20 protein-coding genes are annotated in these 22,888 nt (G+C 71.8%); 15 read left to right on the plus strand and 5 right to left on the minus strand.

Translation table 11 applies throughout. The features are described from left to right. Positions 1–70: 70 nt before the first annotated feature. From ASD48_RS21785 to nudC, 3 genes are all read left to right on the plus strand, one after another. Complete coding sequence (locus ASD48_RS21785; RefSeq protein ID WP_057603308.1) at positions 71–3,580, plus strand: ATP-dependent DNA helicase; 3,510 nt, start codon at positions 71–73, stop codon at positions 3,578–3,580. 70 nt (positions 3,581–3,650) lie between these two features. Next, positions 3,651–5,063, plus strand: a complete 1,413-nt coding sequence (locus tag ASD48_RS21790) for a dipeptidase (RefSeq protein ID WP_057603572.1) — start codon at positions 3,651–3,653, stop codon at positions 5,061–5,063. Between the two features lie 155 nt (positions 5,064–5,218). Beyond that, positions 5,219–6,163 (plus strand): NAD(+) diphosphatase, encoded by a 945-nt coding sequence (nudC, locus tag ASD48_RS21795; RefSeq protein WP_057603309.1) that lies wholly within the window; start codon positions 5,219–5,221, stop codon positions 6,161–6,163. Between the two features lie 77 nt (positions 6,164–6,240). On the opposite strand, the gene ASD48_RS21800 is transcribed toward nudC, so the two are convergent. Further along, positions 6,241–6,483 carry a mycoredoxin gene (locus tag ASD48_RS21800; RefSeq protein ID WP_057603310.1) on the minus strand — a complete coding sequence of 81 codons (243 nt, stop codon included), beginning with the start codon at positions 6,481–6,483 and terminating at the stop codon, positions 6,241–6,243. 238 nt (positions 6,484–6,721) lie between these two features. On the opposite strand from ASD48_RS21800, the gene ASD48_RS21805 reads away from it, so the two are divergent. The 5 genes from ASD48_RS21805 to ASD48_RS42185 all read left to right on the plus strand — a co-directional run bounded on the left by ASD48_RS21805 (position 6,722) and on the right by ASD48_RS42185 (position 10,657). After that, on the plus strand, positions 6,722–8,935 hold the full coding sequence (locus ASD48_RS21805) for an ATP-dependent DNA helicase UvrD2 (RefSeq protein WP_199875893.1): 2,214 nt from the start codon (positions 6,722–6,724) through the stop codon (positions 8,933–8,935). Positions 8,936–9,124: 189 nt separating this feature from the next. Continuing rightward, positions 9,125–9,442 carry a hypothetical protein gene (locus ASD48_RS21810; protein ID WP_057603312.1) on the plus strand — a complete coding sequence of 106 codons (318 nt, stop codon included), beginning with the start codon at positions 9,125–9,127 and terminating at the stop codon, positions 9,440–9,442. A 177-nt stretch (positions 9,443–9,619) separates the two neighbouring features. After that, on the plus strand, positions 9,620–9,988 hold the full coding sequence (locus ASD48_RS21815; protein WP_005480495.1) for a WhiB family transcriptional regulator: 369 nt from the start codon (positions 9,620–9,622) through the stop codon (positions 9,986–9,988). Continuing rightward, positions 9,985–10,308: a hypothetical protein gene (locus ASD48_RS21820; protein ID WP_057603313.1), complete on the plus strand. Its 324-nt coding sequence runs from the start codon at positions 9,985–9,987 to the stop codon at positions 10,306–10,308. Before ASD48_RS21815 ends, ASD48_RS21820 begins: the two co-directional genes overlap by 4 nt. Positions 10,309–10,444: 136 nt before the next feature. Continuing rightward, the gene (locus tag ASD48_RS42185) at positions 10,445–10,657 is read left to right on the plus strand and encodes a hypothetical protein (RefSeq protein ID WP_079073892.1); all 213 of its coding nucleotides are present in this window, start codon (positions 10,445–10,447) and stop codon (positions 10,655–10,657) included. Between the two features lie 34 nt (positions 10,658–10,691). Here the strand turns inward: ASD48_RS42185 and ASD48_RS21825 are convergent, their stop codons facing one another. Further along, a complete protein-coding gene (locus ASD48_RS21825) occupies positions 10,692–12,071 on the minus strand; it encodes an AarF/ABC1/UbiB kinase family protein (protein ID WP_057603314.1) in 1,380 nt (459 codons plus the stop codon). Continuing rightward, positions 12,064–13,275, minus strand: coding sequence for a TOMM precursor leader peptide-binding protein (locus ASD48_RS21830; RefSeq protein WP_057603315.1), 1,212 nt, complete (start codon positions 13,273–13,275; stop codon positions 12,064–12,066). Before ASD48_RS21830 ends, ASD48_RS21825 begins: the two co-directional genes overlap by 8 nt. A gap of 249 nt (positions 13,276–13,524) precedes the next feature. Between ASD48_RS21830 and ASD48_RS21835 the strand changes: the two genes are divergently transcribed. From ASD48_RS21835 to ASD48_RS21850, 4 genes are all read left to right on the plus strand, one after another. After that, positions 13,525–14,121 (plus strand): M48 family metallopeptidase, encoded by a 597-nt coding sequence (locus ASD48_RS21835; protein WP_057603316.1) that lies wholly within the window; start codon positions 13,525–13,527, stop codon positions 14,119–14,121. A gap of 142 nt (positions 14,122–14,263) precedes the next feature. Then, positions 14,264–15,943 carry a TerD family protein gene (locus ASD48_RS21840; protein ID WP_057603317.1) on the plus strand — a complete coding sequence of 560 codons (1,680 nt, stop codon included), beginning with the start codon at positions 14,264–14,266 and terminating at the stop codon, positions 15,941–15,943. 11 nt (positions 15,944–15,954) lie between these two features. After that, the gene (locus ASD48_RS21845; protein WP_020130800.1) at positions 15,955–16,635 is read left to right on the plus strand and encodes an AIM24 family protein; all 681 of its coding nucleotides are present in this window, start codon (positions 15,955–15,957) and stop codon (positions 16,633–16,635) included. A gap of 18 nt (positions 16,636–16,653) precedes the next feature. Next, positions 16,654–17,409 (plus strand): AIM24 family protein, encoded by a 756-nt coding sequence (locus ASD48_RS21850; protein ID WP_057603318.1) that lies wholly within the window; start codon positions 16,654–16,656, stop codon positions 17,407–17,409. 122 nt (positions 17,410–17,531) lie between these two features. Here ASD48_RS21850 and ASD48_RS21855 read toward each other — a convergent pair whose 3' ends face one another. Next, positions 17,532–18,056 carry an NUDIX hydrolase gene (locus ASD48_RS21855; protein WP_057603319.1) on the minus strand — a complete coding sequence of 175 codons (525 nt, stop codon included), beginning with the start codon at positions 18,054–18,056 and terminating at the stop codon, positions 17,532–17,534. Next, a complete protein-coding gene (locus tag ASD48_RS21860; RefSeq protein WP_057603320.1) occupies positions 18,053–19,504 on the minus strand; it encodes a zinc-dependent metalloprotease in 1,452 nt (483 codons plus the stop codon). The genes ASD48_RS21855 and ASD48_RS21860 overlap by 4 nt, the downstream gene beginning before the upstream one ends. A gap of 192 nt (positions 19,505–19,696) precedes the next feature. Here ASD48_RS21860 and ASD48_RS21865 point away from each other — a divergent pair, with 192 nt between their 5' ends. The 3 genes from ASD48_RS21865 (at position 19,697) to ASD48_RS21875 (ending at position 22,887) form a co-directional block, all read left to right on the plus strand. Then, positions 19,697–20,806, plus strand: coding sequence for an SDR family oxidoreductase (locus ASD48_RS21865; protein WP_057603321.1), 1,110 nt, complete (start codon positions 19,697–19,699; stop codon positions 20,804–20,806). A gap of 201 nt (positions 20,807–21,007) precedes the next feature. Continuing rightward, complete coding sequence (locus tag ASD48_RS21870) at positions 21,008–21,469, plus strand: molybdenum cofactor biosynthesis protein MoaE (RefSeq protein WP_057603322.1); 462 nt, start codon at positions 21,008–21,010, stop codon at positions 21,467–21,469. A gap of 326 nt (positions 21,470–21,795) precedes the next feature. Continuing rightward, positions 21,796–22,887 (plus strand): PDZ domain-containing protein, encoded by a 1,092-nt coding sequence (locus ASD48_RS21875; RefSeq protein WP_057603323.1) that lies wholly within the window; start codon positions 21,796–21,798, stop codon positions 22,885–22,887. Position 22,888 lies beyond the last annotated feature (1 nt).

The following is a 22,888-nucleotide window of genomic DNA, read 5'->3' on the forward strand; positions in this document are numbered from 1 at the left end:
ACCTGCGCTTCTCTCCATCCGTGCGGGCGATTTGTCATCGACTGTCAGTGCCCGCCGCTAGCCTCTCCCCATGCCCGCCCGTATCAGCGATCCCGAGCAGCTCAAGGAGCTCCTCGGGATCCCCTTCACCCCGGAGCAGACGGCCTGCATCACCGCGCCGCCCGCCCCGCAGGTGATCGTGGCCGGAGCCGGGTCGGGCAAGACGACGGTGATGGCCGCGCGCGTGGTGTGGCTGGTCGGCACCGGACAGGTCGCCCCCGATCAGGTCCTCGGCCTGACCTTCACCAACAAGGCCGCCGGAGAACTCGCCGAGCGCGTCCGCAGGGCGCTGGTCAAGGCGGGCGTCACCGACCCCGACCTCATCGACCCGGACCACCCGCCGGGCGAGCCGGTGATCTCCACCTACCACTCCTTCGCGGGCCGCCTGCTGACCGACCACGGCCTGCGCATCGGCCTGGAGCCGACGTCCCGCCTGCTCGCCGACGCCACCCGCTACCAGCTCGCCGCCCGTGTGCTCCGCGAGGCCCCCGGCCCCTACCCCTCGCTCACCCGCTCCTTCGCCGACCTGATCAGCGACCTCCTCGCGCTCGACGCCGAACTCGCCGAACACCTCGTCCGGCCCGAGGACCTCCGCGCGTGGGACGCCGCACTGCTGAACGGCCTGGAGGGCGCCAGGCTCACCAACGCCGACCTGCGCAAGGTGCCCGAGACGGCCGCCGCCCGGCGTGAACTGGCCGAGCTGGTGCTGCGCTACCGGACCGCCAAGCGGGAGCGCGACCTGCTCGACTTCGGTGACCAGATCGCCATGGCGGCCCGGCTCGCCCAGGTTCCCGAGGTGGGCCCGATCCTGCGCGAGGAGTTCCGTGTGGTCCTCCTCGACGAGTACCAGGACACCTCGGTGGCCCAGCGCATCCTGCTGGCCGGCCTGTTCGGCGGCGGCACCGGACACCCCGTGACCGCCGTCGGCGACCCCTGTCAGGCGATCTACGGCTGGCGTGGCGCCTCCGTGGCGAACCTCGACGACTTCCCCGAGCACTTCGCGCACACCGACGGAAGCCGGGCGCGACGCCAGTCGCTGAGCGAGAACCGCCGCAGCGGCGGCCGCCTCCTCGACCTCGCCAACGGCCTCGCCGAGCCGCTGCGCGCCATGCACGCGGGCGTGGAGGCCCTGCGCCCGGCCCCCGGTGCCGAACGCGACGGTGTGGCGCGCTGCGCCCTTCTGAACACGCACGCCGAGGAGATGGACTGGATCGCCGACTCCATCGCCCACCTCGTGCGCACCGGCAAGGCACCCGGTGAGATCGCCGTCCTGTGCCGTACGGCCACCGACTTCGCGGAGATCCAGGGCGCGCTGGTCGCCCGGGACATCCCCGTCGAGGTGGTGGGTCTCTCCGGTCTCCTGCACCTGCCCGAGGTCGCCGACCTGGTCGCCGTCTGCGAGGTACTCCAGGACCCCGGCGCCAACGCCTCCCTGGTCCGCCTGCTGACCGGCCCGCGCTGGCGCATCGGTCACCGCGACCTCGCGCTCCTGGGCCGCAGGGCACGGCTGCTCGTCACCCACGCGCGCGGAGGCGGCGACGACGACCCGGACCGCCGGCTCGCCGAGGCCGTCGAGGGGGTGGACCCGTCCGAGGTGATATCGCTCGCGGACGCCCTCGACACCTTCCTGGAGACGCCCCTGTACGGCGACGGCGGTGCCGGGTACGACGACGGGCTGCCCTTCTCGCCGGACGCGCGCGTGCGGTTCGCGCGACTCGCCACCGAGCTGCGCGACCTGCGCCGCTCCCTGGCGGACCCCCTTATGGACGTGCTGCACCGCGTCCTCGCCGTCACCGGTCTCGAAGTCGAGCTGTCGGCGTCCCCGCAGGCGCTGGCCGCCCGGCGCCGCGAGACCCTGTCCAACTTCCTCGACGTCGCCGCCTCCTTCGCCGCGAGCGAGAGCCAGGCGAGCCTGCTGGCCTTCCTCGGCTTCCTGCGCACCGCCGCCCAGTACGAGAAGGGCCTCGACAACGCCCTCCCCGGCGGCGAGAACACCGTCAAGGTGCTCACCGCGCACAAGTCCAAGGGTCTGGAATGGGACGTCGTCGCCGTCCCCGGCCTGGTCACCGGAACCTTCCCCAGCGGCCAGGGCCGCGAGAAGTGGACCGCCCAGGCCAAGGTGCTGCCGCACGAACTGCGCGGCGACGCCGAGACCCTCCCCGATCTCGGCTCCTGGGACGCGCGGGGCATGAAGGCCTTCCACGAGGCCATGAAGGACCACCAGCACACCGAGGAACTCCGCCTCGGCTACGTCACCTTCACCCGCCCCCGCTCCCTGCTCCTCGGGTCCGGCCACTGGTGGGGCCCCACCCAGAAGAAGCCCCGCGGCCCGTCCGACTTCCTCCGGGAGCTGTACCGGCACTGCGCGGCCGGGCACGGCGAGATCGAGGCGTGGGCGGACGAACCCGGGGAGGACGCGGAGAACCCCGTCCTGGACCGGCCGACGGCCGACCAGGTCTGGCCGCTCCCGCTGGACGACGACTCCCTCGCCCGCCGCCGCGCCGCCGCCGAGACCGTCCTCGCCCACCTGGAGGACCTCGCCTCGCACCAGGACGGCCACCCCGGCGCCACCCACGACCCGGACACCTACGACGACCCGGACTGGCCCCCGCCACCGGACGAGGACGAGCTCTCCTACGAGCCCGAGTACGACGACCCCGAGTACGGCGACCCGTACGGCGACCCCGAGTACGGAGAGCCCGAGTACGGAGAGCCGTCGTACGACGAGTCCGACCCGTTCGAGGACGCGCCCCTGGAGAAGCCTCCCCTCGCCGTGCCGCACCAGGCGACGGCCCCCGGGCTTCCCTCGACCCGCCCCCGCAGGCCCACCCTCACCCCCGAGGAAGCCCGCGCCGTCGCCTCCTGGGACCGCGACCTCGACGCGCTCGCCGGCGAGCTGCTCCGCGCCCGCCGCAGCGTCACGGACGTGACACTTCCCACGACCCTGACCGCCTCGCAGGTCCTGCGGCTGGCCGCCGACCCGGACGGTCTCGCACAGGAACTCGCGCGCCCCATGCCGCGCCCCCCGCAACCGGCCGCGCGCCGGGGCACCAGGTTCCACGCATGGGTGGAGGCCCGCTTCGAGGAGCTGACGCTCCCCCTGCTGGAACCGCACGAGCTGCCCGGCGGCGACGCCGAGATCGCCGACGAACGCGACCTGGAAGCCCTCAAGGAAGCCTTCGAGAGCACCGAGTACGCCCACCGCACGCCGTACCGCGTCGAGGCCCCCTTCCAGCTCGCCCTCGCCGGCCGCGTCGTACGGGGCCGCATCGACGCGGTCTACAAGGAGGGCGACGGAGACACGGCCACCTACGACATCGTCGACTGGAAGACCCACCGGGCCCGCACCGCCGACCCCCTCCAGCTCGCTCTCTACCGGCTCGCGTGGGCCGAGCAGCAGGGGGTGCCCGTGGAATCCGTCACAGCGGCGTTCCTCTATGTACGCAGCGGCGACGTCGTACGACCGGAGGGTCTGCCCGATCGTGCCGCCCTGGAGCGCCTGTTGACCGGGGAAGACGCTGCCGAGGACGACCGCGGGTGACGGGCCGCGCAAGTAAACCCTGCGCCGGGGCCCGGCGAGGATGCCGGTACGGGCCGATAGGCTCGTGACCATGAGCCATACCGTTGACAGTGCCGTCAGCGCCGTCCGCACGTACATCGAGCAGCACCGCGCCCCCTTCCTCGAGGACCTCGCCGAATGGCTGCGCATCCCGTCGGTGTCGGCACAGTCCGACCACGCCCCCGACGTACGGCGCAGCGCGGACTGGCTCGCGGCCAAGCTCAAGGAGACCGGCTTCCCGACCGTCGAGGTCTGGCAGACGCCGGGCGCTCCGGCCGTCTACGCGGAGTGGCCGTCCGGCGATCCGCAGGCGCCCACCGTCCTGGTCTACGGCCACCACGACGTGCAGCCCGCCGCCCGCGAGGACGGCTGGGACACCGACCCCTTCGAACCCGTCGTCCGCGGAAACCGCCTGTACGCGCGGGGAGCGGCCGATGACAAGGGCCAGGTCTTCTTCCACACCCTCGGTGTCCGCGCCCATCTCGCCGCCACCGGCCGCCCGGCCCCGGCCGTCGGCCTGAAGCTGCTGATCGAGGGCGAGGAGGAGTCCAGCTCCCCGAACTTCCGCGCCCTGGTCGAGGAGCGGGCGGACCGGCTCGCCGCCGACGCCGTGATCGTCTCCGACACCGGGATGTGGTCGGAGGACACCCCCACGGTGTGCACCGGCATGCGCGGCATCGCCGAGTGCGAGATCCGGCTGTCCGGCCCCGACCAGGACATCCACTCGGGCTCCTTCGGCGGTGCCGTGCCCAACCCGGCCACCGCGGCGGCCCGCCTGGTCGCGGCCCTGCACGACGAGCACGCGCGCGTGGCCGTTCCCGGCTTCTACGACGGCATCGTCGAGCTCACCGACCGCGAGCGCGAGCTCTTCGCCGAGCTGCCGTTCGACGAGGACCAGTGGCTGCGCACAGCCAGGTCGCGCGCCACCCACGGCGAGGCCGGACACACCACCCTGGAACGCGTGTGGGCCCGCCCCACCGCCGAGGTCAACGGCATCGGCGGCGGCTACCAGGGGCCGGGCAGCAAGACGATCATCCCGTCCTCGGCCTTCGTGAAGCTGTCGTTCCGGCTGGTCGCCGGCCAGGACCCCGCGCGGGTGGAGAAGGCCGTCCGCGCCTGGGCCGCCGAGCAGCTGCCCGCCGGGATCCGGCACGAGATCACGTTCAGCCCGGCCACCCGCCCGTGTCTGACCCCGCTGGACCACCCGGCCCTGCGGTCCGTGGTCCGCGCCATGGGCCGCGCCTTCGAAAAGCCCGTCCGCTTCACCCGGGAGGGTGGCTCGGGACCGGCCGCCGACCTTCAGGAGGTCCTCGGCGCCCCCGTGCTCTTCCTGGGCATCTCCGTCCCCTCGGACGGCTGGCACGCGCCGAACGAGAAGGTCGAGCTGGACCTCCTCCTCAAGGGCGTCGAGACCACCGCGTACCTCTGGGGCGACCTGGCCGAGAACTGGCGCCGTGCGCCCTGACGCCCCCGCACGGTCCGGAGCGGACACGCGCGCGGGGCACACTGGAAAGACCGCCCCGCACCGCGACACCGCTCCGAAACCGGTCGTCCTCTGCCGTACGTCCCGCTGAACCGCCCGCCGAAACAACCGTTCCACCGGGGGAGTTGGAAGTACCCGTGACCACCTGGACCGACCAGAACGCCGATCGACCGATCTCGCTCACCGCGCCGAGCGGTGTCGACCGGGCCGCCCACCACCGGCTCGACGAGGCATGGCTCGCCGCGGCGTGGAGCCACCCCACGACACGTTGTTTCGTCGTCTCCGGCGGCCAGGTCCTCATCGACGAGACGTCCGAGGGCCACACCGAGCTCGTCATGACCCCGTCGTTCGAGGCGCCCCTCACCGAGGCGCACCGCTACTTCCTGGGCACCGACGAGGACGGCGTCAGCTACTTCGCCCTCCAGAAGGACGCGCTCCCCGGCCGTATCGACCAGTCCGCGCGCCCGGCCGGTCTGCGCGAGGCCGGCCTGCTGCTGTCGCCGCGCGAGACGGGACTGATGGTCCACGCGGTGGCTCTGGAGAACTGGCAGCGGCTGCACCGCTTCTGCTCCCGCTGCGGCGAGCGCACGGTGATCGCCGCGGCCGGCCACATCCGCCGCTGCCCCGCCTGCGGTGCCGAGCACTACCCGCGGACCGACCCCGCGGTGATCATGGCCGTCACGGACGAGGAGGACCGCATTCTCCTCGGCCGCCAGGTCCACTGGCCCGAGGGCCGCTTCTCGACCCTCGCCGGCTTCGTCGAGCCCGGCGAGTCCATCGAGCAGTCCGTACGCCGCGAGGTCTTCGAGGAGGCCGGCATCACCGTCGGCCAGGTCGACTACATCGCCAGCCAGCCCTGGCCCTTCCCGTCCAGCCTCATGCTGGGCTTCATGGCCCGCGCCACGTCCACCGAGATCAACGTCGACGGCGACGAGATCCACGAGGCCCGCTGGTTCTCCCGCGACGAACTCGGCGCCGCCTTCGAGGCCGGCGAGGTGCTGCCCCCGTACGGCATCTCCATCGCGGCCCGGCTGATCGAGCTCTGGTACGGCAAGCCGCTGCCGACCCGCAGCTTCATCTGACCCACGACGCGGGAAGGGCGGTCCCCCGACACCTCGGGGGACCGCCCTTCCCGCGTACGGCTGCGCGCCGAGCGCGGTTACGCGCCGATCTTCTGCTTCACCTGCGCCAGCGACGGGTTCGTCAGCGTGGAGCCGTCGGGGAACAGCACGGTCGGAACCGTCTGGTTTCCGCCATTGGCCTTCTCCACGAACGCCGCGGACTCCGGGTCCTGCTCGATGTTGATCTCGGTGTATCCGATGCCCTCGCGGTCGAGCTGCTTCTTCAGCCGCTGGCAGTAGCCGCACCACGTGGTGCTGTACATCGTCACAGTGCCCAGCATGTCTTTTTGTGCTCCTTCGGCGGGTCGGGGCAGGTGGTCGCAGTGAGAGAACGTACTTGAAAGGGCCACCATTCCCGCCGGCCCCATTCCCGTCGGGTCACCGGTCCCGAGAGGGCGTCCGCGCGCCCCGTCACGGCACGGACCGCCGAGGGTGACACTCGCCGCATTAGTACGACTGCGAGGGCCCACCTGTGGACAACCGGCTCGCCCGTCTCCGCCGACCTGGCAGCATGGCCATGTGACAGCAGCAACGCACTCCCCCCTCTTCCCGCAGGTACCGGACTCGGCCGACGCGGTGCTCGAAGGGCTCGACCCCGAGCAGCGCGAGGTGGCCACCGCCCTGCACGGTCCGGTGTGTGTGCTGGCGGGAGCGGGGACGGGCAAGACCCGGGCGATCACCCACCGCATCGCCTACGGGGTGCGCGCCGGGATCCTGCAGCCTTCCAGTGTGCTGGCCGTCACCTTCACCAACCGTGCCGCGGGGGAGATGCGGGGCCGGCTGCGCCTGCTCGGCGCCCAGGGCGTCCAGGCCCGCACCTTCCACTCCGCGGCGCTGCGTCAGCTTCAGTACTTCTGGCCGAAAGCGATCGGTGGCTCCCTGCCCCGACTCGTCGACCGCAAGATCCAGCTCGTCGCCGACGCGGCGGCCGCCTGCCGCATCCGTCTCGACCGGGGCGAGCTGCGGGACACCACCGCGGAGATCGAGTGGTCCAAGGTCACCCAGACCGTTCCCGCCGACTACGCCCTGGCCGCCGCCAAGGCGGGCCGCGAGATCCCCCGCGACCCCGCCGAGATCGCCCAGCTCTACGCGGCCTACGAGGACCTCAAGCGGCAGCGCGGTGTCATCGACTTCGAGGACGTCCTGCTGCTGACCGTCGCCGTCCTCCAGGACCGGCAGGACATCGCCGAGCAGGTCCGCGCCCAGTACCAGCACTTCGTGGTCGACGAGTACCAGGACGTCAGCCCGCTCCAGCAGCGCCTGCTCGAACTGTGGCTCGGCGAGCGGGACGACCTGTGCGTGGTCGGGGACGCCAGCCAGACGATCTACTCCTTCACCGGAGCCACCCCCGACCACCTCCTCGACTTCCGCACCCGCCACCCCGGCGCCACCGTCGTCAAGCTGGTCCGCGACTACCGCTCCACCCCTCAGGTCGTCCACCTCGCCAACGGTCTGCTCTCCCAGGCCCGGGGCCGCGCCGCCGACCACCGCCTGGAGCTCGTCTCCCAGCGTGGCCCGGGACCCGAGCCCGGCTACGGCGAGTACCCGGACGAGCCCGCCGAGGCGGAGGGCGCGGCCCGCCGGATCCGCGAGCTGCTCGACGCCGGCGTGCCGGCCGCGGAGATCGCCGTCCTGTTCCGCACCAACGCGCAGTCGGAGACGTACGAGCAGGCCCTAGCCGACCGCGGCGTCCCGTACCAGCTGCGCGGCGCGGAGCGCTTCTTCGACCGCCCCGAGGTCCGCAAGGCGGGTGTCGCCCTGCGCGGCGCGGCCCGCTTCGGGGGCAACGACGCCCTTCTCGAGGACGCTGTCGACCTGCCCTCCCAGGTACGTGCCGTCCTGTCGGGGGAGGGCTGGACCCCGCAGCCGCCGGCCGGCTCCGGGGCGGTCAGGGAACGCTGGGAGTCGCTGGCCGCGCTGGTCAGCCTCGCGCAGGACTTCGCCGCGGCGCAGTCCGGCGCCACCCTCGCCGACCTGGTCGCCGAACTGGACGAACGGGCGAACGCCCAGCACGCCCCGACCGTCCAGGGCGTCACCCTGGCCTCCCTGCACTCGGCCAAGGGCCTGGAGTGGGATGTCGTCTTCCTGGTCGGCGTCGCCGAGGGCATGATGCCGATCACCTACGCCAGGACCGACGAGCAGATCGAGGAGGAGCGCCGGCTCCTCTACGTCGGAGTCACCCGGGCCCGGGAACGCCTGTATGTCTCCTGGGCGCTCTCCCGCTCACCCGGCGGCCGTCCGAGCCGCCGACCCAGCCGGTTCCTCGACGGCCTGCGCCCCGGTTCGGGCGCCGCCGCCGGCCGCGGGGGCAGCGGGGGCATCGCGGGTACCGGGGGCATCGAGCGCGGCTTCACCGGCGCCGCGGCGGGCGCCCCGGTCGAGCGGCGCCGGACCCAGCGGACCCCGGCCCGCTGCCGGGTCTGCGGGCGCACCCTGACCGACGCCGGCGAGATGAAGCTGATGCGCTGCGAGGAGTGCCCCTCCGACATGGACGAGGGGCTGTACGAACGGCTGCGCGACTGGCGGGCGGTCCAGGCGCAGCAGGCGGGACAACCCGCCTTCTGTGTCTTCACCGACAAGACCCTGATGGCGATCGCCGAGACCGTCCCCGAGGACGAGGGCGAACTCGCGCGGATCCCGGGGGTCGGCGTCCGCAAGCTCAACCGCTACGGAGCCGATGTCCTGGCCATCTGCGCAGGCCAAGAGGTCGAAGGGGACGACGAGAAGGGCTGAGGGCGGACGGCCGGGCAACTGATCCGAACTCGTCGGAAAAATAGTTTGCGCATGCCCCGGCAATCCCCATAGGTTCTTAGACACGGGAACGGCGGCCTTCTCGAAGGCCCTGATTCCGTGCTGTACTTGCATACCCGCCGGACCGGATTCACCCCCGGTCCCCCGAGACGCCGAGAGGAGGCGATTCCAGTGATCATCATCAACCGCAGCTCCACCGCCAAACTGACCGATCTCTCGGTCGTCTCCACGTGCATGCTCGACGCCTCGATCCTGGGCACCGGTCTGTCCGGCATTCGTGCCGACCGGCCGGCGTCCTCCTCCGTTGCCTCCGTGGTTCTTCCCAGCCGCGAGCGCAATGAGCGACCGACCGAGGCACTGGAAGCAGTAGGGGCACAGGCGCACGCCTATGCCTTTACGGCAGCCGGTGCCGGAGCCCGGAAGCAGACGACGCAGCACCACCTGATGTGGGCCTTCCGTGGGCCAGAACCCTGGAGTGATCCAGCCTGATCGTCGATCAGGCCGGCGCCTTCAGGGCCGCGGAACCCACCCGGGATCCGCGGCCCTTCTGTTTGCCCCGAACACGGGGACAGCGGAGTGAAGGGGCCTCGGGACAAGAAAAGAACCCGGTACCCAGCCGACACCCGGTCCTACAGGACCGGACCGACAGACGAGGAAAGACGAACCGTGCAACTCGAAGCGCACGCCCCGTCAGTACCGCCTTCCGAAACGATCCCCCCGCCCGGCCTCACGGAGGACTCCACCTTGACCCCGCTCACGGCGCTCACCGCGCTCGACGACGCCATCGAGAACCTCGGCGTACCCGTCCCCTGCCGCTCCTACGACCCGGAGGTCTTCTTCGCCGAGTCGCCGGCCGACGTCGAGTACGCCAAGTCCCTCTGCCGCACCTGCCCGCTGATGGAGGCCTGCCTCGCAGGCGCCAAGGAGCGGCGCGAGCCCTGGGGTGTCTGGGGTGGCGAGCTGTTCGTCCAGGGAGTCGTCGTCGCCCGGAAGCGGCCGCGTGGCCGCCCGCGCAAGAACCCGGTCACAGCATGAACACCGCAGGAACGATCGACCGCCCCCTCACGCAAGACCCCAAGAAGCAGGCCCCGATGAAGCCGTTCCCCAGCGAGCCCACAGGCTCCGCGATCGAAGACATCACCACCACCGGCGCGTACGACTCGCGTCAGAACAGGACACGCGAGATGCAACTCATCCCAGAAGCCCTGGCTCGTGCGCATATGCACGACCGACTGCACGAGGCCGAGCGGGAACGCCGGGCACTGCGCCTGGCGACCGCTCGCAGGATGCAGCGACGGGCCGAGCGCGCCTCGCTGCGCGCCCGGCGGGCGCTCGCCATGGCCGTGATGCAGTAACCACACCCACCTGAAGCGGTGGCCTCCCCGGCAGGGGAGGCGAAGCTCTCCCCGCGGGGGCCGGTCCGTCCGAACGGACCGGCCCCCGCGGTGCGTTGTGCGGAGGATCCACCGTCCCGGAGTTATCGTCGCGAGGATGACGAGTCCTCCCGGAGACGGTGACCGAGGCGCTTCCCCGGCGGAGCCCCATCCCCTCGTGTGCGCCCGCTGCGGCGCCCGGGCCGAGGAGCCCCCGCCCGTCACCTGGACCTGCTCCGTGGAGCACGGCGTCCGGCGCTACTTCTGCGAGGCCTGCGCCCGCGAGAACCTCAGGGCGATCGAAGGCCGACTGGACTCGGAGTGGTGGTGAATCGCGTCACAGTCGGGTGAGGAAGTCCCGGCGCTCACGCCTCCGCGACCGACTCCTCCGCCTCGAAGGCCTCCAGGGCGTCCGCCGCGAGGAAGCCGGGCAGCCACTCCTCCAGCTCCTCGCGCAGCCGCACCGTCGCGCCGAGCTGGCACAGCACGCCGATCGTGCTGAGCGTCACCCGGTGTATCAGCAGATAGGCCGGCGGCAGGTTGAGCTGCTTGCCCAGCTGATGCGCGGGAGAGCGGGGGTCGGCGATCCGGGCCGCTTGGCTGCGCATCCAGCCACGGCTGAACGTGAACTCCGTCACCTGGGCCGGCTCGATGATCGGCAGGAGGTAGTCGAGGACGGCGTCGGGATCCAGCTCGATGGAGTCCTTGACGAAGCCCTCCGTGCGCAGGAGTTCGTAGACCGCCTCCGCGTCACCGTCGAGGGTCATGCGCAGGGACTCGCCGATCGGGTCCGGCAGACCGCCCGGGAGCCGGTCCACCGTGCCGAAGTCCAGGACACCCAGGCGCCAGTCGTCCTCGCCGCCCGGTCCGCCCGGCAGGAGGCGGAAGTTGCCGGGGTGCGGGTCGGCGTGGAGCAGCCCGGTGCGGGCCGGGCCGGAGAAGAGGAACCGGGACAGCAGCTGGCCGGCCCGGTCGCGCTGCTCCTGGGTGCCGTCGGTGATCACCTCCGACAGGGGCACACCGTCGATCCACTCGGTGACCAGGACCTGCTCGCGCTGGTGGACCACCGCCGGGATCACCACGTCGGGATCGTCGGCGAACTCCTCCGCGTGGGCCCGCTGAGCCTGTGCCTCGAGGCTGTAGTCGAGTTCCTCCGAGACCCGGTCCTTGAGCTCGGCGATCAGCGGCTTGACGTCCATGCCCGGGATGAGAGGACCCAACAGGCGCGCGAAACGGCTGAGTTGGTTGAGGTCGGACAGCAAGGCCTCGCCCGCGCCGGGGTATTGGACCTTGACCGCCACCTCCCGGCCGTCGTGCCACACCGCTCGGTGGACCTGGCCGATCGAGGCCGCGGCGGCCGGCTTGTCGTCGAACTCCAGGAACAGCTCGGGCCAGTCCGCGCCGAGCCGCTCCGCGAGCACGGAGTGCATGGTGCGGGTCGGCATCGGCGGCGCCGCTTCCTGGAGCTTGGTGAGGGCCGCGCGATAGGGGCCGGCGACCTCCTCGGGCAGGGCGGACTCGAAGACGGACATGGCCTGCCCGAACTTCATCGCACCGCCCTTCAGCTCGCCCAGCACCTTGAACAGCTGCTCGGCGGTGCGCTGCTGCAGTTCGCGGCCGACGATCTCCGCGGACTCGCCCACGATCCGCTTGCCCAGACCCCAGGTCGCCCGCCCGGCGAAGCCGAGCGGGAGCGCGGCGAGTTTGGCGGTCCGGGTGACCGCCTTCCGGGGAAGATCAGACATGCGCCCTCCAAGTACCGGCCAGCCGCGCGGCGTCCGTCGTACGGCACAACTCCTGCGAATGGTGCACTGCCATTGTCGCGTGCGTTCCCCGGTCCTCGGAGATGTGTTCCTGCTTACCTTTCGCCGCCGCCCCGCACGAGCAGGCGAAATGCGGGCATAGCGGACGTGGTTGCCACTGGAGGGCGGGAATGGAAACCTCCCAGCGGGCACCGGTGCTCGACGGGGTCCGGCCGTCGAGGAAGGTGAGCGCGTGGGCGGCCGCCAGCCCGGCGACGGTCGTGGCCAGTGTCACATCACAGGCGCGCGCCGCGCGCCTTCTCCCGGAGTGCCACTGGGCGACCAGCCGCGGCCAGGCCGGGTCCCGGTCGGTGCGCTCCTGATGCAGACAGCCCGCGCAGCCCGTCTCCCCCGGCAGTACGAGCGGGCCGACGACCCCCGTCCCCTCGACGACCCCGGCGTAGAGGTGCGGTGTGCCCGAGGCGATCAGCGGCTCCGCCGCCGAGGGGGCGGGCGCGTGCACGGACACGTCGTCCCGTGGAGCGAAGATCACGAGCGAGAAGCCGGGTGGGTCCGTCCGGGCCGGTGATCCCGGACCTCTGCGGGGTGCGGGGCCCGGGGCGGCCCGGCGCACGGCGCGGCGGGCGGATTCGTCCCGACGCTCGCCGACCGACTCGGCGGGCAGGCCGCCCGGTGCGATGTCCCCCGGCTCGACCCGGCCGCCGTCCCGCACGTCCACCTCGCCGACCCCCGCACCCGAGAGCAGCGCCGCCAGCGCAACGCCGACCCGGCCGGCGCCCCGCACCTGGACCCGCAGCCGGCGTCGGACGGCCAGGTGGTCGATCGCGTCGCCCGGCTCCGAGGTGAGGAGGGACAGCGCGGCCAGGTCGGGGCGCAGCCGGTCCAGGACCTCTTTCCGCTTCCGCAGCTCGGCGGCCTCCGGCCCGCCGCCGCGCGCGTCGTCGAGCAGCCCCGCCCGCGCCAGCCGCTCCACCAGCCGGTCGACACGGCCGTCGGGCAGACCCATGCGGCGACCCTCCTCGCGCAGCAGCTCCAGCCCGCGGGTGCCGTCCAGCAGGTCGAGGAGGCTCCCCGTCGCCTTGTCCACCGGGCCGAGTGTCAGCGCGTGCGCCGGTGTCATCCCGAACTGCGCCGTGTTGAGGTCACGCCAGCCGCGCCGCAGCGCGGGCTTCACCATCGGATGCATCAAAGGCCCCCGTATGCCTCATGCCTGGAAACTCCCCGTCACATCGGCGGAGCGGGGGCGTTGGGGACGTCCTCGCTCCGCCGACGAGTGCCAGCATGCCCGGACCCGCTCGGGCACGCCGAAAGTTGTCCACAGGCAGGGGCGTTCATCGTACAAATCCGTCGTACGAGGCAAACGCGGCGCGACGGATCGGAACCTGACCGTCCCGGAGTCGGGACTTCCCCCGTGTGCAGCGGGTAACGTCGGGGCGTGTCCGCCGACCCATTGCACCGCGCCGGAACACCACAGCGCAGCACGACGAGCCAGCCGCCGAGCGGCTCACGAACGAGCGCGATCGAGGTCCGCAGAAGCGCCCGTCGACGTCGGACGGTCTCCGCGTACCGCGAGGGCGATCGCACCATCGTGCTCATCCCTGCCCGGATGTCCGAGGCCGAGGAGCAACGCTGGGTGAGCGTCATGCTCGACAAGCTCGCCGCCCAGGAGAGCCGGCGCGTCCCGGGCGACGCGGAGCTGGCCGAGCGCGCCGAGCGGCTGTCGGCCCAGTGCTTCGGCGGGCGCGCCCGGCCCGCCTCGGTCCGCTGGGTGACCAACCAGAACACCCGCTGGGGCTCGTGCACACCGGCCGAGGGCAGCATCCGCCTGTCGCACCGTCTGAAGGGCATGCCCGAGTACGTCATCGACTACGTCCTCGCCCACGAGCTCGCGCATCTGCTCGTGCCCGGTCACGGCCCCGACTTCTGGCGGCTGCTGGAGGCGTACCCGCGCACCGAGCGCGCCCGTGGCTACCTGGAGGGTGTCGTCGCGGCCGACCGGCTGCCCCACCTGTCCGCCGCCGACGAGGAGTGACCTGCGGCGTACGCGGTGAGCCCGCCCCCCGGCACGTGACGTTTGTTGTGTACCGGGTCTGTACCGACATCGTGCGTTGTCCGACTTTGCCGTTAGCCTGACGCGACGCATTCACAATCGGGATGGGGGACGGTCGTTACGCATGCCCAGGGAATTCCAGCGCGGCCACAAGGCCAGGATCAGTGACCTCACCGCGGGCACCGATCTGTACGTAGGCGTGCAGATCACCGCTCCCGGCCTGACCTTCGACATCAGTTGCTTCGGCCTCGACGCCGACGAGCGGCTCTCGGACGACCGGTACTTCGTCTTCTTCAACCAGCCGAAGTCGCCCGAGGAGTCCATCCAGCTCCTGGGCGCCCAGGCGGGCGACACGGAGTCCTTCCGCATCACCCTCGACCGGATTCCGCCGCAGATCCACAAGCTGTCCTTCACGGCGACCCTCGACGGCGCCGGGCAGATGTCGCAGATCAACCCCGGCTATCTCCGCATCGTCGCGGGCGGCGAGGAAGTGGCCCGCTACGCGTTCAACGGCTCGGAGTTCTCCAGCGAGCGGGCCGTGATGCTGGGTGACTTCTACCTGAAGGACGTGTGGCGGTTCGCGGCCGTCGGACAGGGCTTCGACGGCGGTCTGGACGCGCTGCTGAAGAACTTCGGCGGCGAGGTCGCCGAGGAGGAGGCGCCCGCCGCGCCGCAGCAGCCGCAGCAGCCGCAGGCCGGTGCCGCCACTCCCGGCTTCGCCCCGCCCGCGTTCGGCGCACCGCCCGCTCCGGCACCTGCTCCCGCTCCGGCCCAGCCGCAGCCCGCCGCACAGGGCTTCGCGCCCCCGCCCGCCCCGGCACCGGCGCCCGCGCCCCCGGTGCACGCCGCGCCGACCATCGTGGCGCCCCTCACCCCGCCCGGCGGCGGCCACGTACCGCCGCCCGCTCCGGCCCCGGCGCCCTACGGCCAGCCGCCGCAGCAGCAGCCGTACGGTCAGGGCCCGGCGCCGACCGCGCCCATGCCTCCCGGCTACGGCCAGCAGCCGCAGGCTCCCCACGCCCCGCAGGCCCCGCCCGGTTACGGTCAGCCGCCCCAGCCGCCCGGCTACGGTCAGCAACCCCCGTTCGGGCAGGTCCCGGGCCAGCAGGCCTACGGCGTACCGCAGAGCGCGCCCCAGGGCGGTGCCGGAGTGGCCGCCGCGCTCCAGCAGTTCAAGGAGACGCCCACCGGACAGCGCTGGACCCAGCAGAACAAGAAGCTGGTCCGGGTCGACCTCGGGATCGGCGGTCAGCCCGTGCTCGCCCGCCAGGGCAGCATGGTCCTCTACCAGGGCAAGGTCGACTTCAGCTACAAGGGCGCCGGGTTCGCCGGCCGGATCGTCGGCAACGCCACCGGTCAGGAGATGCAGCTGATGCGCTGCACCGGCCAGGGCCAGGTGTTCCTCGCCGAGAACTCCACGATGCTGCACCCCATCGAACTCCAGGGTGACGGCATCTGCGTCTCCGCGGAGAACGTCCTCGCCTTCGACGAGAGCCTCCAGTACGAGGTCCGTCGCATCGAGGGCCACGGCATCCCCGGCGGCGCCCTGTTCACCATGCAGTTCACGGGGACCGGCACGATCGTCGTCAAGACGCACGGCACGCCCGTCGTCCTGCCGGTCACGCCCACCACGTTCGCCGACTGCAACGCCGTCGTCGCCTGGTCGTCCGCCGCCCAGGTGGTCGTCTCCAGCCAGGTCCGCATGCGCCGCAACGCCTACCCCGGCGACACCGGCGAGAGCGTCAACCTCCAGTTCCGGGCCGCTCCCGGCAACTTCATCGTCGTCCAGCCGTACGAGGTCTGAGGGAGCCCGTCATGAACCAGCCACTCGCGGGCTATGCCCCCGCACCCGTCACCGCCCGGATGGAGAACCACGGCAACCACATGCTGAAGGTCGCCCTCCAGACCGGGAACGATCTCCTCGCGCGCGTGGGCTCGATGGTCGCCTACGAGGGCTTCGTGCAGTACGAGCCCAACCCGCCGGCCGTGCGCCAGATCGCGCGCGACTGGATGACCGGCGAGGGCGCGCCCCTGATGAAGTGCTCGGGCGACGGCCTGCTCTACCTCGCCGACTACGGCGCAAACGTCGTCGTGATCAACCTCAACGGCGACGGCATCTCCGTCAACGCCACCAACCTGCTCGCCTTCGACGCGCACCTCACCTGGGGCGTCGAGCGCGTCAAGGGACTGGCGAAGTTCGCCGGTCAGGGCCTGTGGAACACCAAGATCTCCGGGCAGGGCTGGGTCGCGCTGACCTCCCGGGGCAAGCCGATCGTCGTCGACTGCGGCGGCGGCGAGGACGAGACGTACGTCGACCCCGACGCGCTCGTCGCCTGGTCGCCGAACCTCAAGGTGAAGGGCAAGCGCAGCTTCAAGGCGCAGTCGCTCATCGGCCGGGGCAGCGGCGAGGCCTACCAGATGGCCTTCTCCGGCCAGGGCATCGTCGTCGTCCAGCCCAGTGAGGACAGCACCGACCGCCTCCGGGTCCGGGGCTGAGGGGGAGCCAGAAACGCCATGCAGAGCTCACTTTTCGCGCACAACGACTCGCAGACCCAGGAGCGCTGGAGTCTCCAGAACAAGCAGATGCTCCGGGTCGGCCTCGAGGGCCATGACGACATCCTCGCCCGCAAGGGCACGATGGTCGCCTACCAGGGCCTGATGGAGTTCGACGCCGAGTACCAGAACCACCAGCAGGGACGCGCGCGGGCGCACACGGGCGAGGGCCTGGACCTGATGCGCTGCCACGGGCAGGGCACGGTGTACCTCGCCAACCTCGCCCAGCACGTGCACCTCATGGACGTGGAGCAGGACGGCCTGACCGTGGACAGCAGCTATGTCCTGGCCATGGACTCCTCGCTGCACCACGAGGTCATCGCCGTCGACAGCCTCTACGGCATCTCCGGCTCCGGGAAGTACCAGCTCAACATCACCGGCCGCGGCAAGGTCGCCCTGATGACCTCGGGCGCACCGCTGATGATGCAGGTCACGCCCGACAAGTACGTCAACTGCGACGCCGACGCCATCGTCGCCTGGTCCACCGGGCTGCGGGTGCAGATGCAGGCGCAGACGCACTCCTCGGGGGTGTGGCGCCGGCGCGGCAACACCGGTGAGGGCTGGGAGCTCAGCTTCATGGGCTCCGGCTACGCGCTCGTCCAGCCCAGCGAGCTGCTGCCGCCGCAGAACGCCCAGATCGGCTCCGGGCTGGCCGCCCAGTACGGCATGGGACAGCAGGGCGTACGGCAGCAGAACCAGGGCAACGCCTGGAGCTGACCGTCCGGACAGCATTCGTAAGGGGCGGCCACCAAATTGGTCGCCCCTTACCCGTCTCGGCTCACAGCCGCCCGTCACCCGCCTTCCGGCTCACAGGCGTCCCTATCCGGCCGCCTTCCGGCTCACAGCCGCGCGCGAGTCGCCTCCAGCAGCCGTACGACCGACTCGTCGGCCACGCCGGCGACCTCGTCATAGGCGAACCAGCGCAGGTCGAGGGACTCGTCGCTGATGGCCTCCACGGCCCCGGCCGGGGCGAGCGCCGCGTACTGGACGTCGAAGTGCCACGCGCACGGCGTGGGATGCCGGTCCAGGCGCACGGGGCCGCCGGGAAGCAGGGCCAGCCCCCCGATGCCGGACTCCTCGGTCGCCTCGCGCAGCGCGGCGGCCCGCAGACTCTCGTCGGCCGGCTCGCAGTGGCCTCCCATCTGGAGCCACATCCGCATCTTCTTGTGCAGGGTCAGCAGCACCCGGCCGCGCTCCGGGTCGATCACCAGCGCGCTCGCCGTGATGTGGCCGTCCCCGCAGGCCTTCCACATGCCGTCCGGGTGCGCCGCGAGATGGTCCAGATAGGCCTGGCGCAGCTCTTCCTGCGCTTCCTGGCCCTCGTACCCCTTCAGGACGAGGACCGCGTCGTCGTACAGGCTCACTCGGTGCCGTCGTCCTCGGAGTCGGTGCCCTCGTCGTCCTTCTTCAGGTTCGGTTTGTGGCCGGAGCCGCCGCTCGCCGCCTCGCCGAGCATCTTGTCCAGCTCGGAGAAGTCCAGCTGCTCGCGGTGCACGAAGCCGTCCGGGTCGTCCAGGTCGGACGCCGTCGGCAGCATGTCCGGGTGGGCCCACAGGGCGTCACGGCCGTCGACCCCGCGCGCGTCCGTGAGGGACGCCCACAGGCGGGAGGCGTCACGCAGGCGGCGCGGACGCAGCTCCAGGCCGATCAGCGTCGCGAACGTCTGCTCCGCCGGACCGCCCGAGGCACGACGTCGGCGCAGCGTCTCGCGCAGGGCGTCCGCGGACGACAGACGGGGTTTCGCGGCCGCGTGCACCACCGCGTCCACCCAGCCCTCCACGAGCGCCAGGGCCGTCTCCAGACGGGCCAGAGCGGCCTTCTGGGCCGGGGTGTCCTCCGGCTGGAACATGCCCTGCTGGAGCGCGTCCTGCAGCTGCTCCGGGTTCTGCGGATCGAACTGACCGACCACGTCCTCCAGCTTGGCCGTGTCGACCTTGATCCCGCGCGCGTAGCCCTCGACGGCGCCGAACAGGTGCGAGCGCAGCCACGGCACATGTGCGAACAGACGCTGGTGGGCGGCCTCGCGCAGGGCGAGGTAGAGCCGCACCTCGTCCTTCGTCACACCGAGGTCCTTGCCGAACGCCTCGATGTTGACCGGCAGCAGCGCTGCGCGCCCGGCCGGGCCGAGGGGCAGGCCGATGTCGGTCGAGCCGACGACCTCGCCCGCGAGCACGCCCACGGCCTGGCCGATCTGCGAGCCGAACATCGCGCCGCCCATCGAGCGCATCATGCCGATCAGCGGGCCGGCCATGGCCTGCATCTCCTCCGGCAGGACATCGCCCATGGCCGCGCCGACGCGCTCGGCGACCGGGTCGACGAGTTCCTTCCACGCGGGCAGGGTCGCCTCGACCCACTCCGCGCGGGACCACGCCACGGCCGTGCCAGCGCCGGACGGCAGGGACGTCGCGTCGTCCAGCCAGAGGTCGGCCAGACGGACGGCCTCCTGGACGGCGGTGCGCTCGGAGGGGCCGACGCTGGCGTCCTTCACGCCGTCGGCGGTGCCCTGGGCGACCGTCTGGCGGGCGATCTGCTTGGCCATGTCCCAGTTCACCGGGCCGCCCTCGTAGGAGAGCATCTGGCCCAGCTGCTGGAAGGCGGCGCCCAGGTCGTTGGGGTTCAGCGAACCGAACATCGCGGCGAGCGGGTTGTCCGCACCGGGGGCGCCAAAGCCTCCGGCGCCGGGCAGGCCGCCGAAACCGAACGGGTTGGCCGGTCCCTGACCACCGCCGCTCTGCGGGTCCTTCTTCTTGCCCTCGTCGCCGTCTTCCGGCTCCTCCGGCGGAAGGCCGAATCCGAATGGGGTGTCACTCACGGGGTTCCTCGGCTGGTAAGGCCACCGGTTCTCGGCCGGCGGCGACTGCCCTGCAACACCACCCAGCGTAGACACCCCGGCTCGATCGGGCCTCGGTGCTTCGCCGACTCCTGGCCTGCGGCAGGATGGATGCCACCTGGTACGTACGCTTCACTCGCGCCCGTATGCCAAGACAACCGCTGGAGACACCTGGTGAGTTCCCCAGATCCGCAGGTTCGCGCAGCGCGAAACCACTCAACCCCGGCCGGCGCGCGCGGGCCCGTCGTGGCCGTGACCGGCGCCGCGACCGGGATCGGCGCGCTGCTGACCGAGCGGCTCGCCGCGTCGGAGGAGGTCAAGCAGGTCGTCGCCATCGACGAGCGGCGCGGCGAGTGCGACGCGGCGACGTGGCACATCCTCGACGTCCGTGACCCGGCGATCGCCGACAAGCTGCGCGGCGCGGACGTCGTGGTCCACCTCGCGCTCGACCTCGACCTGGGGAGTGACGCCGCCGCCCGGACGGCCTACAACGTGCGCGGCACGCAGACCGTGCTGACGGCCGCCGCGGCGGCCGGGGTGCACCGGGTGGTGCTCTGCACCTCCGCGATGGTCTACGGCGCGCTCGAGGACAACGAGCTGCCGCTCTCGGAGGACGCGGAGCTGCGGGCCACGGCGGAGGCGACCGGCGTCGGGGACCTCCTGGAAATCGAACGGCTGGCCCGGCGTGCGCCCCGGGCGCATCCGGGGCTCAACGTCACCGTGGTGCGGCCCGCGGTGCTGGTCGGCGGCACGGACACCGCGCTGACGCGGTATTTCGAGTCGCCGCGGCTGCTGGTCGTCGCCGGTTCGCGGCCGGCCTGGCAGTTCTGCCATGTCGAGGACCTGGTGAGCGCCCTGGAGTACTCCGTCCTGGAAAAGGTCGACGGCGAGCTGGCCGTCGGCTGCGACGGATGGCTGGAGCAGGAGGAGGTCGAGGAGCTCAGCGGGATCCGGCGCATGGAGCTGCCGTCGGCGGTCGCGCTGGGCGCCGCCGCCCGGCTGCACCGGATCGGGCTGACGCCGTCCCCCGCCGGGGACCTGGCCTACACGATGTACCCCTGGGTGGTGAGCGGGAGCCGCCTGCACGACGCGGGGTGGCGGCCGCGGTGGACCAACGAGGAGGTCCTCGCGCAGCTGCTGGAGGAGGTGGCCGGGCGGCACACCGTCGTCGGCCGGCGGCTCGGGCGCAAGGACGCCACCGCGGCGGGCGCGGCGGGCGCGACGGTCGCTCTGCTGGGTGCGGCGGCCGTGGTGCGCCGGGCCCGGAAGGCCCGGCGGCGGTGAGCGTGGGGGGCGCGGGGCGCTTCTCCGCCCCCGCCGCCCCTTCCCTCCCGGCTCCTTCCCTGCCCTTCACCGGGGCCTGCGCCCCCGGACCCCCCTTTCGGCCGGACGGGCCGCCTTTGGAGGTCGCTCCAAAGCGGTACGCGCGTGTGCCGGGTGATCACGCTATTTCGCCGGCCCTCCCGGGTGGGGCACGATGGGGGTATGGCAGCCATCGACGACCATCCCGGCGAGCGGGCAGCGCAGGATCCCATCAAGCTGATCGCCGTTCGTGACACCGCGCTCTCCCTGGACGAGGTCTTCAAGGCCGTAGGGGACGACGCGGCGGGCGGGATCGCGCTGTTCGTGGGCACGGTCCGCAACCACGACGGCGGCGCCGACGTGGACTCCCTCGGGTACTCCTGCCATCCCGGCGCGGAGGCGGAGATGCGGCGGATCGCGGAGAAGGTCGTCGCCGAGTACCCGGTGCGGGCGCTGGCCGCGGTGCACCGGGTCGGCGACCTCGGGGTCGGCGATCTCGCCGTCGTCGTCGCCGTCTCGTGTCCGCACCGCGGCGAGGCCTTCGAGGCCTGCCGGAAGCTGATCGACGATCTCAAGCACGAAGTGCCCATCTGGAAGCACCAGAAGTTCTCGGACGGTACCGACGAATGGGTCGGAGCCTGCTGAATTCCTTCCGGTTGCGTAACCGCACCCCTGCCGTGAGCGTTGTCGGTGCGGATGGTTAATCTGCTGATCAGTCAGTTGTGGTGGCTCATAGGGGTTGGGAGGTCGGCATGGCGGCGCTCGTCTGGTTGCTGATTCCGCTTGTCGCCGCTATCGGCGCCGGTCTGTGGGGTACTTGGGCGAACCGGACCCGGAAGGCCCGCAGCGACGGTCCTGAGCTGGACGGATACGCCCGCTTCCGGGCGGCCATGGAGAAGCCCCACTCGCGTACGTGACCCGGGTGGCAGCCCTGACGGTGCGCTGACAGAGGCGTCCCGTAGTGTCGAGACATGCCACGCCGCACCGCGACGATGCTCGCCTCCACCCTGATGCTGATCGCGCTCCTGTGTGCGGGCGTACTCATCCCCGTGCCGTACGCGGAGATGTCCCCCGGGCCGACGGTGAACACCCTGGGCGATCACGGCGGCGAGCCGGTGCTTCAGATCTCCGGTCGCAAGACCTACACGACCAGCGGTCACCTGAACATGACCACCGTGCGGGTCACCAGCGCCGACTACCGGATGAACCTGGTCGAGGCCGTCTACGGATGGCTCGCGCACGACAACAAGGTCGTGCCGCACGACACGCTGTACCCGGACGGCAAGACCGAGGAGCAGTCCACCCAGGAGAACGCCGAGGAGTTCAGCCAGTCCCAGGAGAGCGCCAAGGTCGCCGCCCTGAAGGAGCTGGACATCCCGGTGACGTCCTGGGTGATCGTCTCGACGGTGGTGAAGGGCTCCCCGGCGGAGGGCCGGCTGCACGCCGGTGACGTGATCAAGGCCGTGGACGGCACCGCGGTGAAGGAGCCGGGCGACGTCGCGAAGCTGGTGACCAAGCACAAGGCGGGGGAGAAGGTCGTCTTCCGCATCGTCCCGGCGAAGGACCAGGCGGCCGCCGAGAAGGCGAACAAGGCGGCGACCAGGACCCAGGACGTCACCATCACGACCGCGACCTCCGACGACAGCGGCGAGAAGCGGGCCATCGTCGGGATCTCGGCCGGGACCGACCACACCTTCCCGTTCACCATCGACATCAAGCTCGCCGACGTCGGCGGGCCGAGCGCCGGTCTGATGTTCGCGCTCGGCATCTACGACAAGCTCACCCCGGGCAGCCTGACCGGCGGCCGGTTCGTCGCCGGCACCGGCACCATCGACGACACCGGCAAGGTCGGGCCGATCGGCGGCATCGAGATGAAGACGGTCGGTGCGCGCAGTCAGGGCGCCCAGTACTTCCTGACCCCCGCGGAGAACTGCGCGGCCGCCGCCAAGGACACCCCCTCGGGGCTCAGGCTCGTCAAGGTGAACACCATCGACGACGCCCTCGCCGCCCTCAAGGACATCCGCGGCGGCGACACCGCGGACCTGCCGAAGTGCACGAAGTAGC

The sequence above is a fragment of the Streptomyces sp. Root1310 genome, from assembly GCF_001426425.1.
Taxonomy (GTDB): domain Bacteria; phylum Actinomycetota; class Actinomycetes; order Streptomycetales; family Streptomycetaceae; genus Streptomyces.

Coding starts and splice junctions, on each gene's coding strand:
- ASD48_RS21800 (WP_057603310.1), bottom strand. CDS start 6,483: ATGCTGGGCACTGTGACGATGTACAGCACCACGTGGTGCGGCTACTGC.
- ASD48_RS21830 (WP_057603315.1), bottom strand. CDS start 13,275: ATGCATCCGATGGTGAAGCCCGCGCTGCGGCGCGGCTGGCGTGACCTC.
- ASD48_RS21790 (WP_057603572.1), top strand. CDS start 3,651: ATGAGCCATACCGTTGACAGTGCCGTCAGCGCCGTCCGCACGTACATC.
- ASD48_RS21785 (WP_057603308.1), top strand. CDS start 71: ATGCCCGCCCGTATCAGCGATCCCGAGCAGCTCAAGGAGCTCCTCGGG.
- ASD48_RS21875 (WP_057603323.1), top strand. CDS start 21,796: ATGCCACGCCGCACCGCGACGATGCTCGCCTCCACCCTGATGCTGATC.
- ASD48_RS42185 (WP_079073892.1), top strand. CDS start 10,445: ATGACGAGTCCTCCCGGAGACGGTGACCGAGGCGCTTCCCCGGCGGAG.
- ASD48_RS21870 (WP_057603322.1), top strand. CDS start 21,008: ATGGCAGCCATCGACGACCATCCCGGCGAGCGGGCAGCGCAGGATCCC.
- ASD48_RS21850 (WP_057603318.1), top strand. CDS start 16,654: ATGCAGAGCTCACTTTTCGCGCACAACGACTCGCAGACCCAGGAGCGC.
- ASD48_RS21820 (WP_057603313.1), top strand. CDS start 9,985: ATGAACACCGCAGGAACGATCGACCGCCCCCTCACGCAAGACCCCAAG.
- ASD48_RS21845 (WP_020130800.1), top strand. CDS start 15,955: ATGAACCAGCCACTCGCGGGCTATGCCCCCGCACCCGTCACCGCCCGG.
- ASD48_RS21840 (WP_057603317.1), top strand. CDS start 14,264: ATGCCCAGGGAATTCCAGCGCGGCCACAAGGCCAGGATCAGTGACCTC.
- ASD48_RS21825 (WP_057603314.1), bottom strand. CDS start 12,071: ATGTCTGATCTTCCCCGGAAGGCGGTCACCCGGACCGCCAAACTCGCC.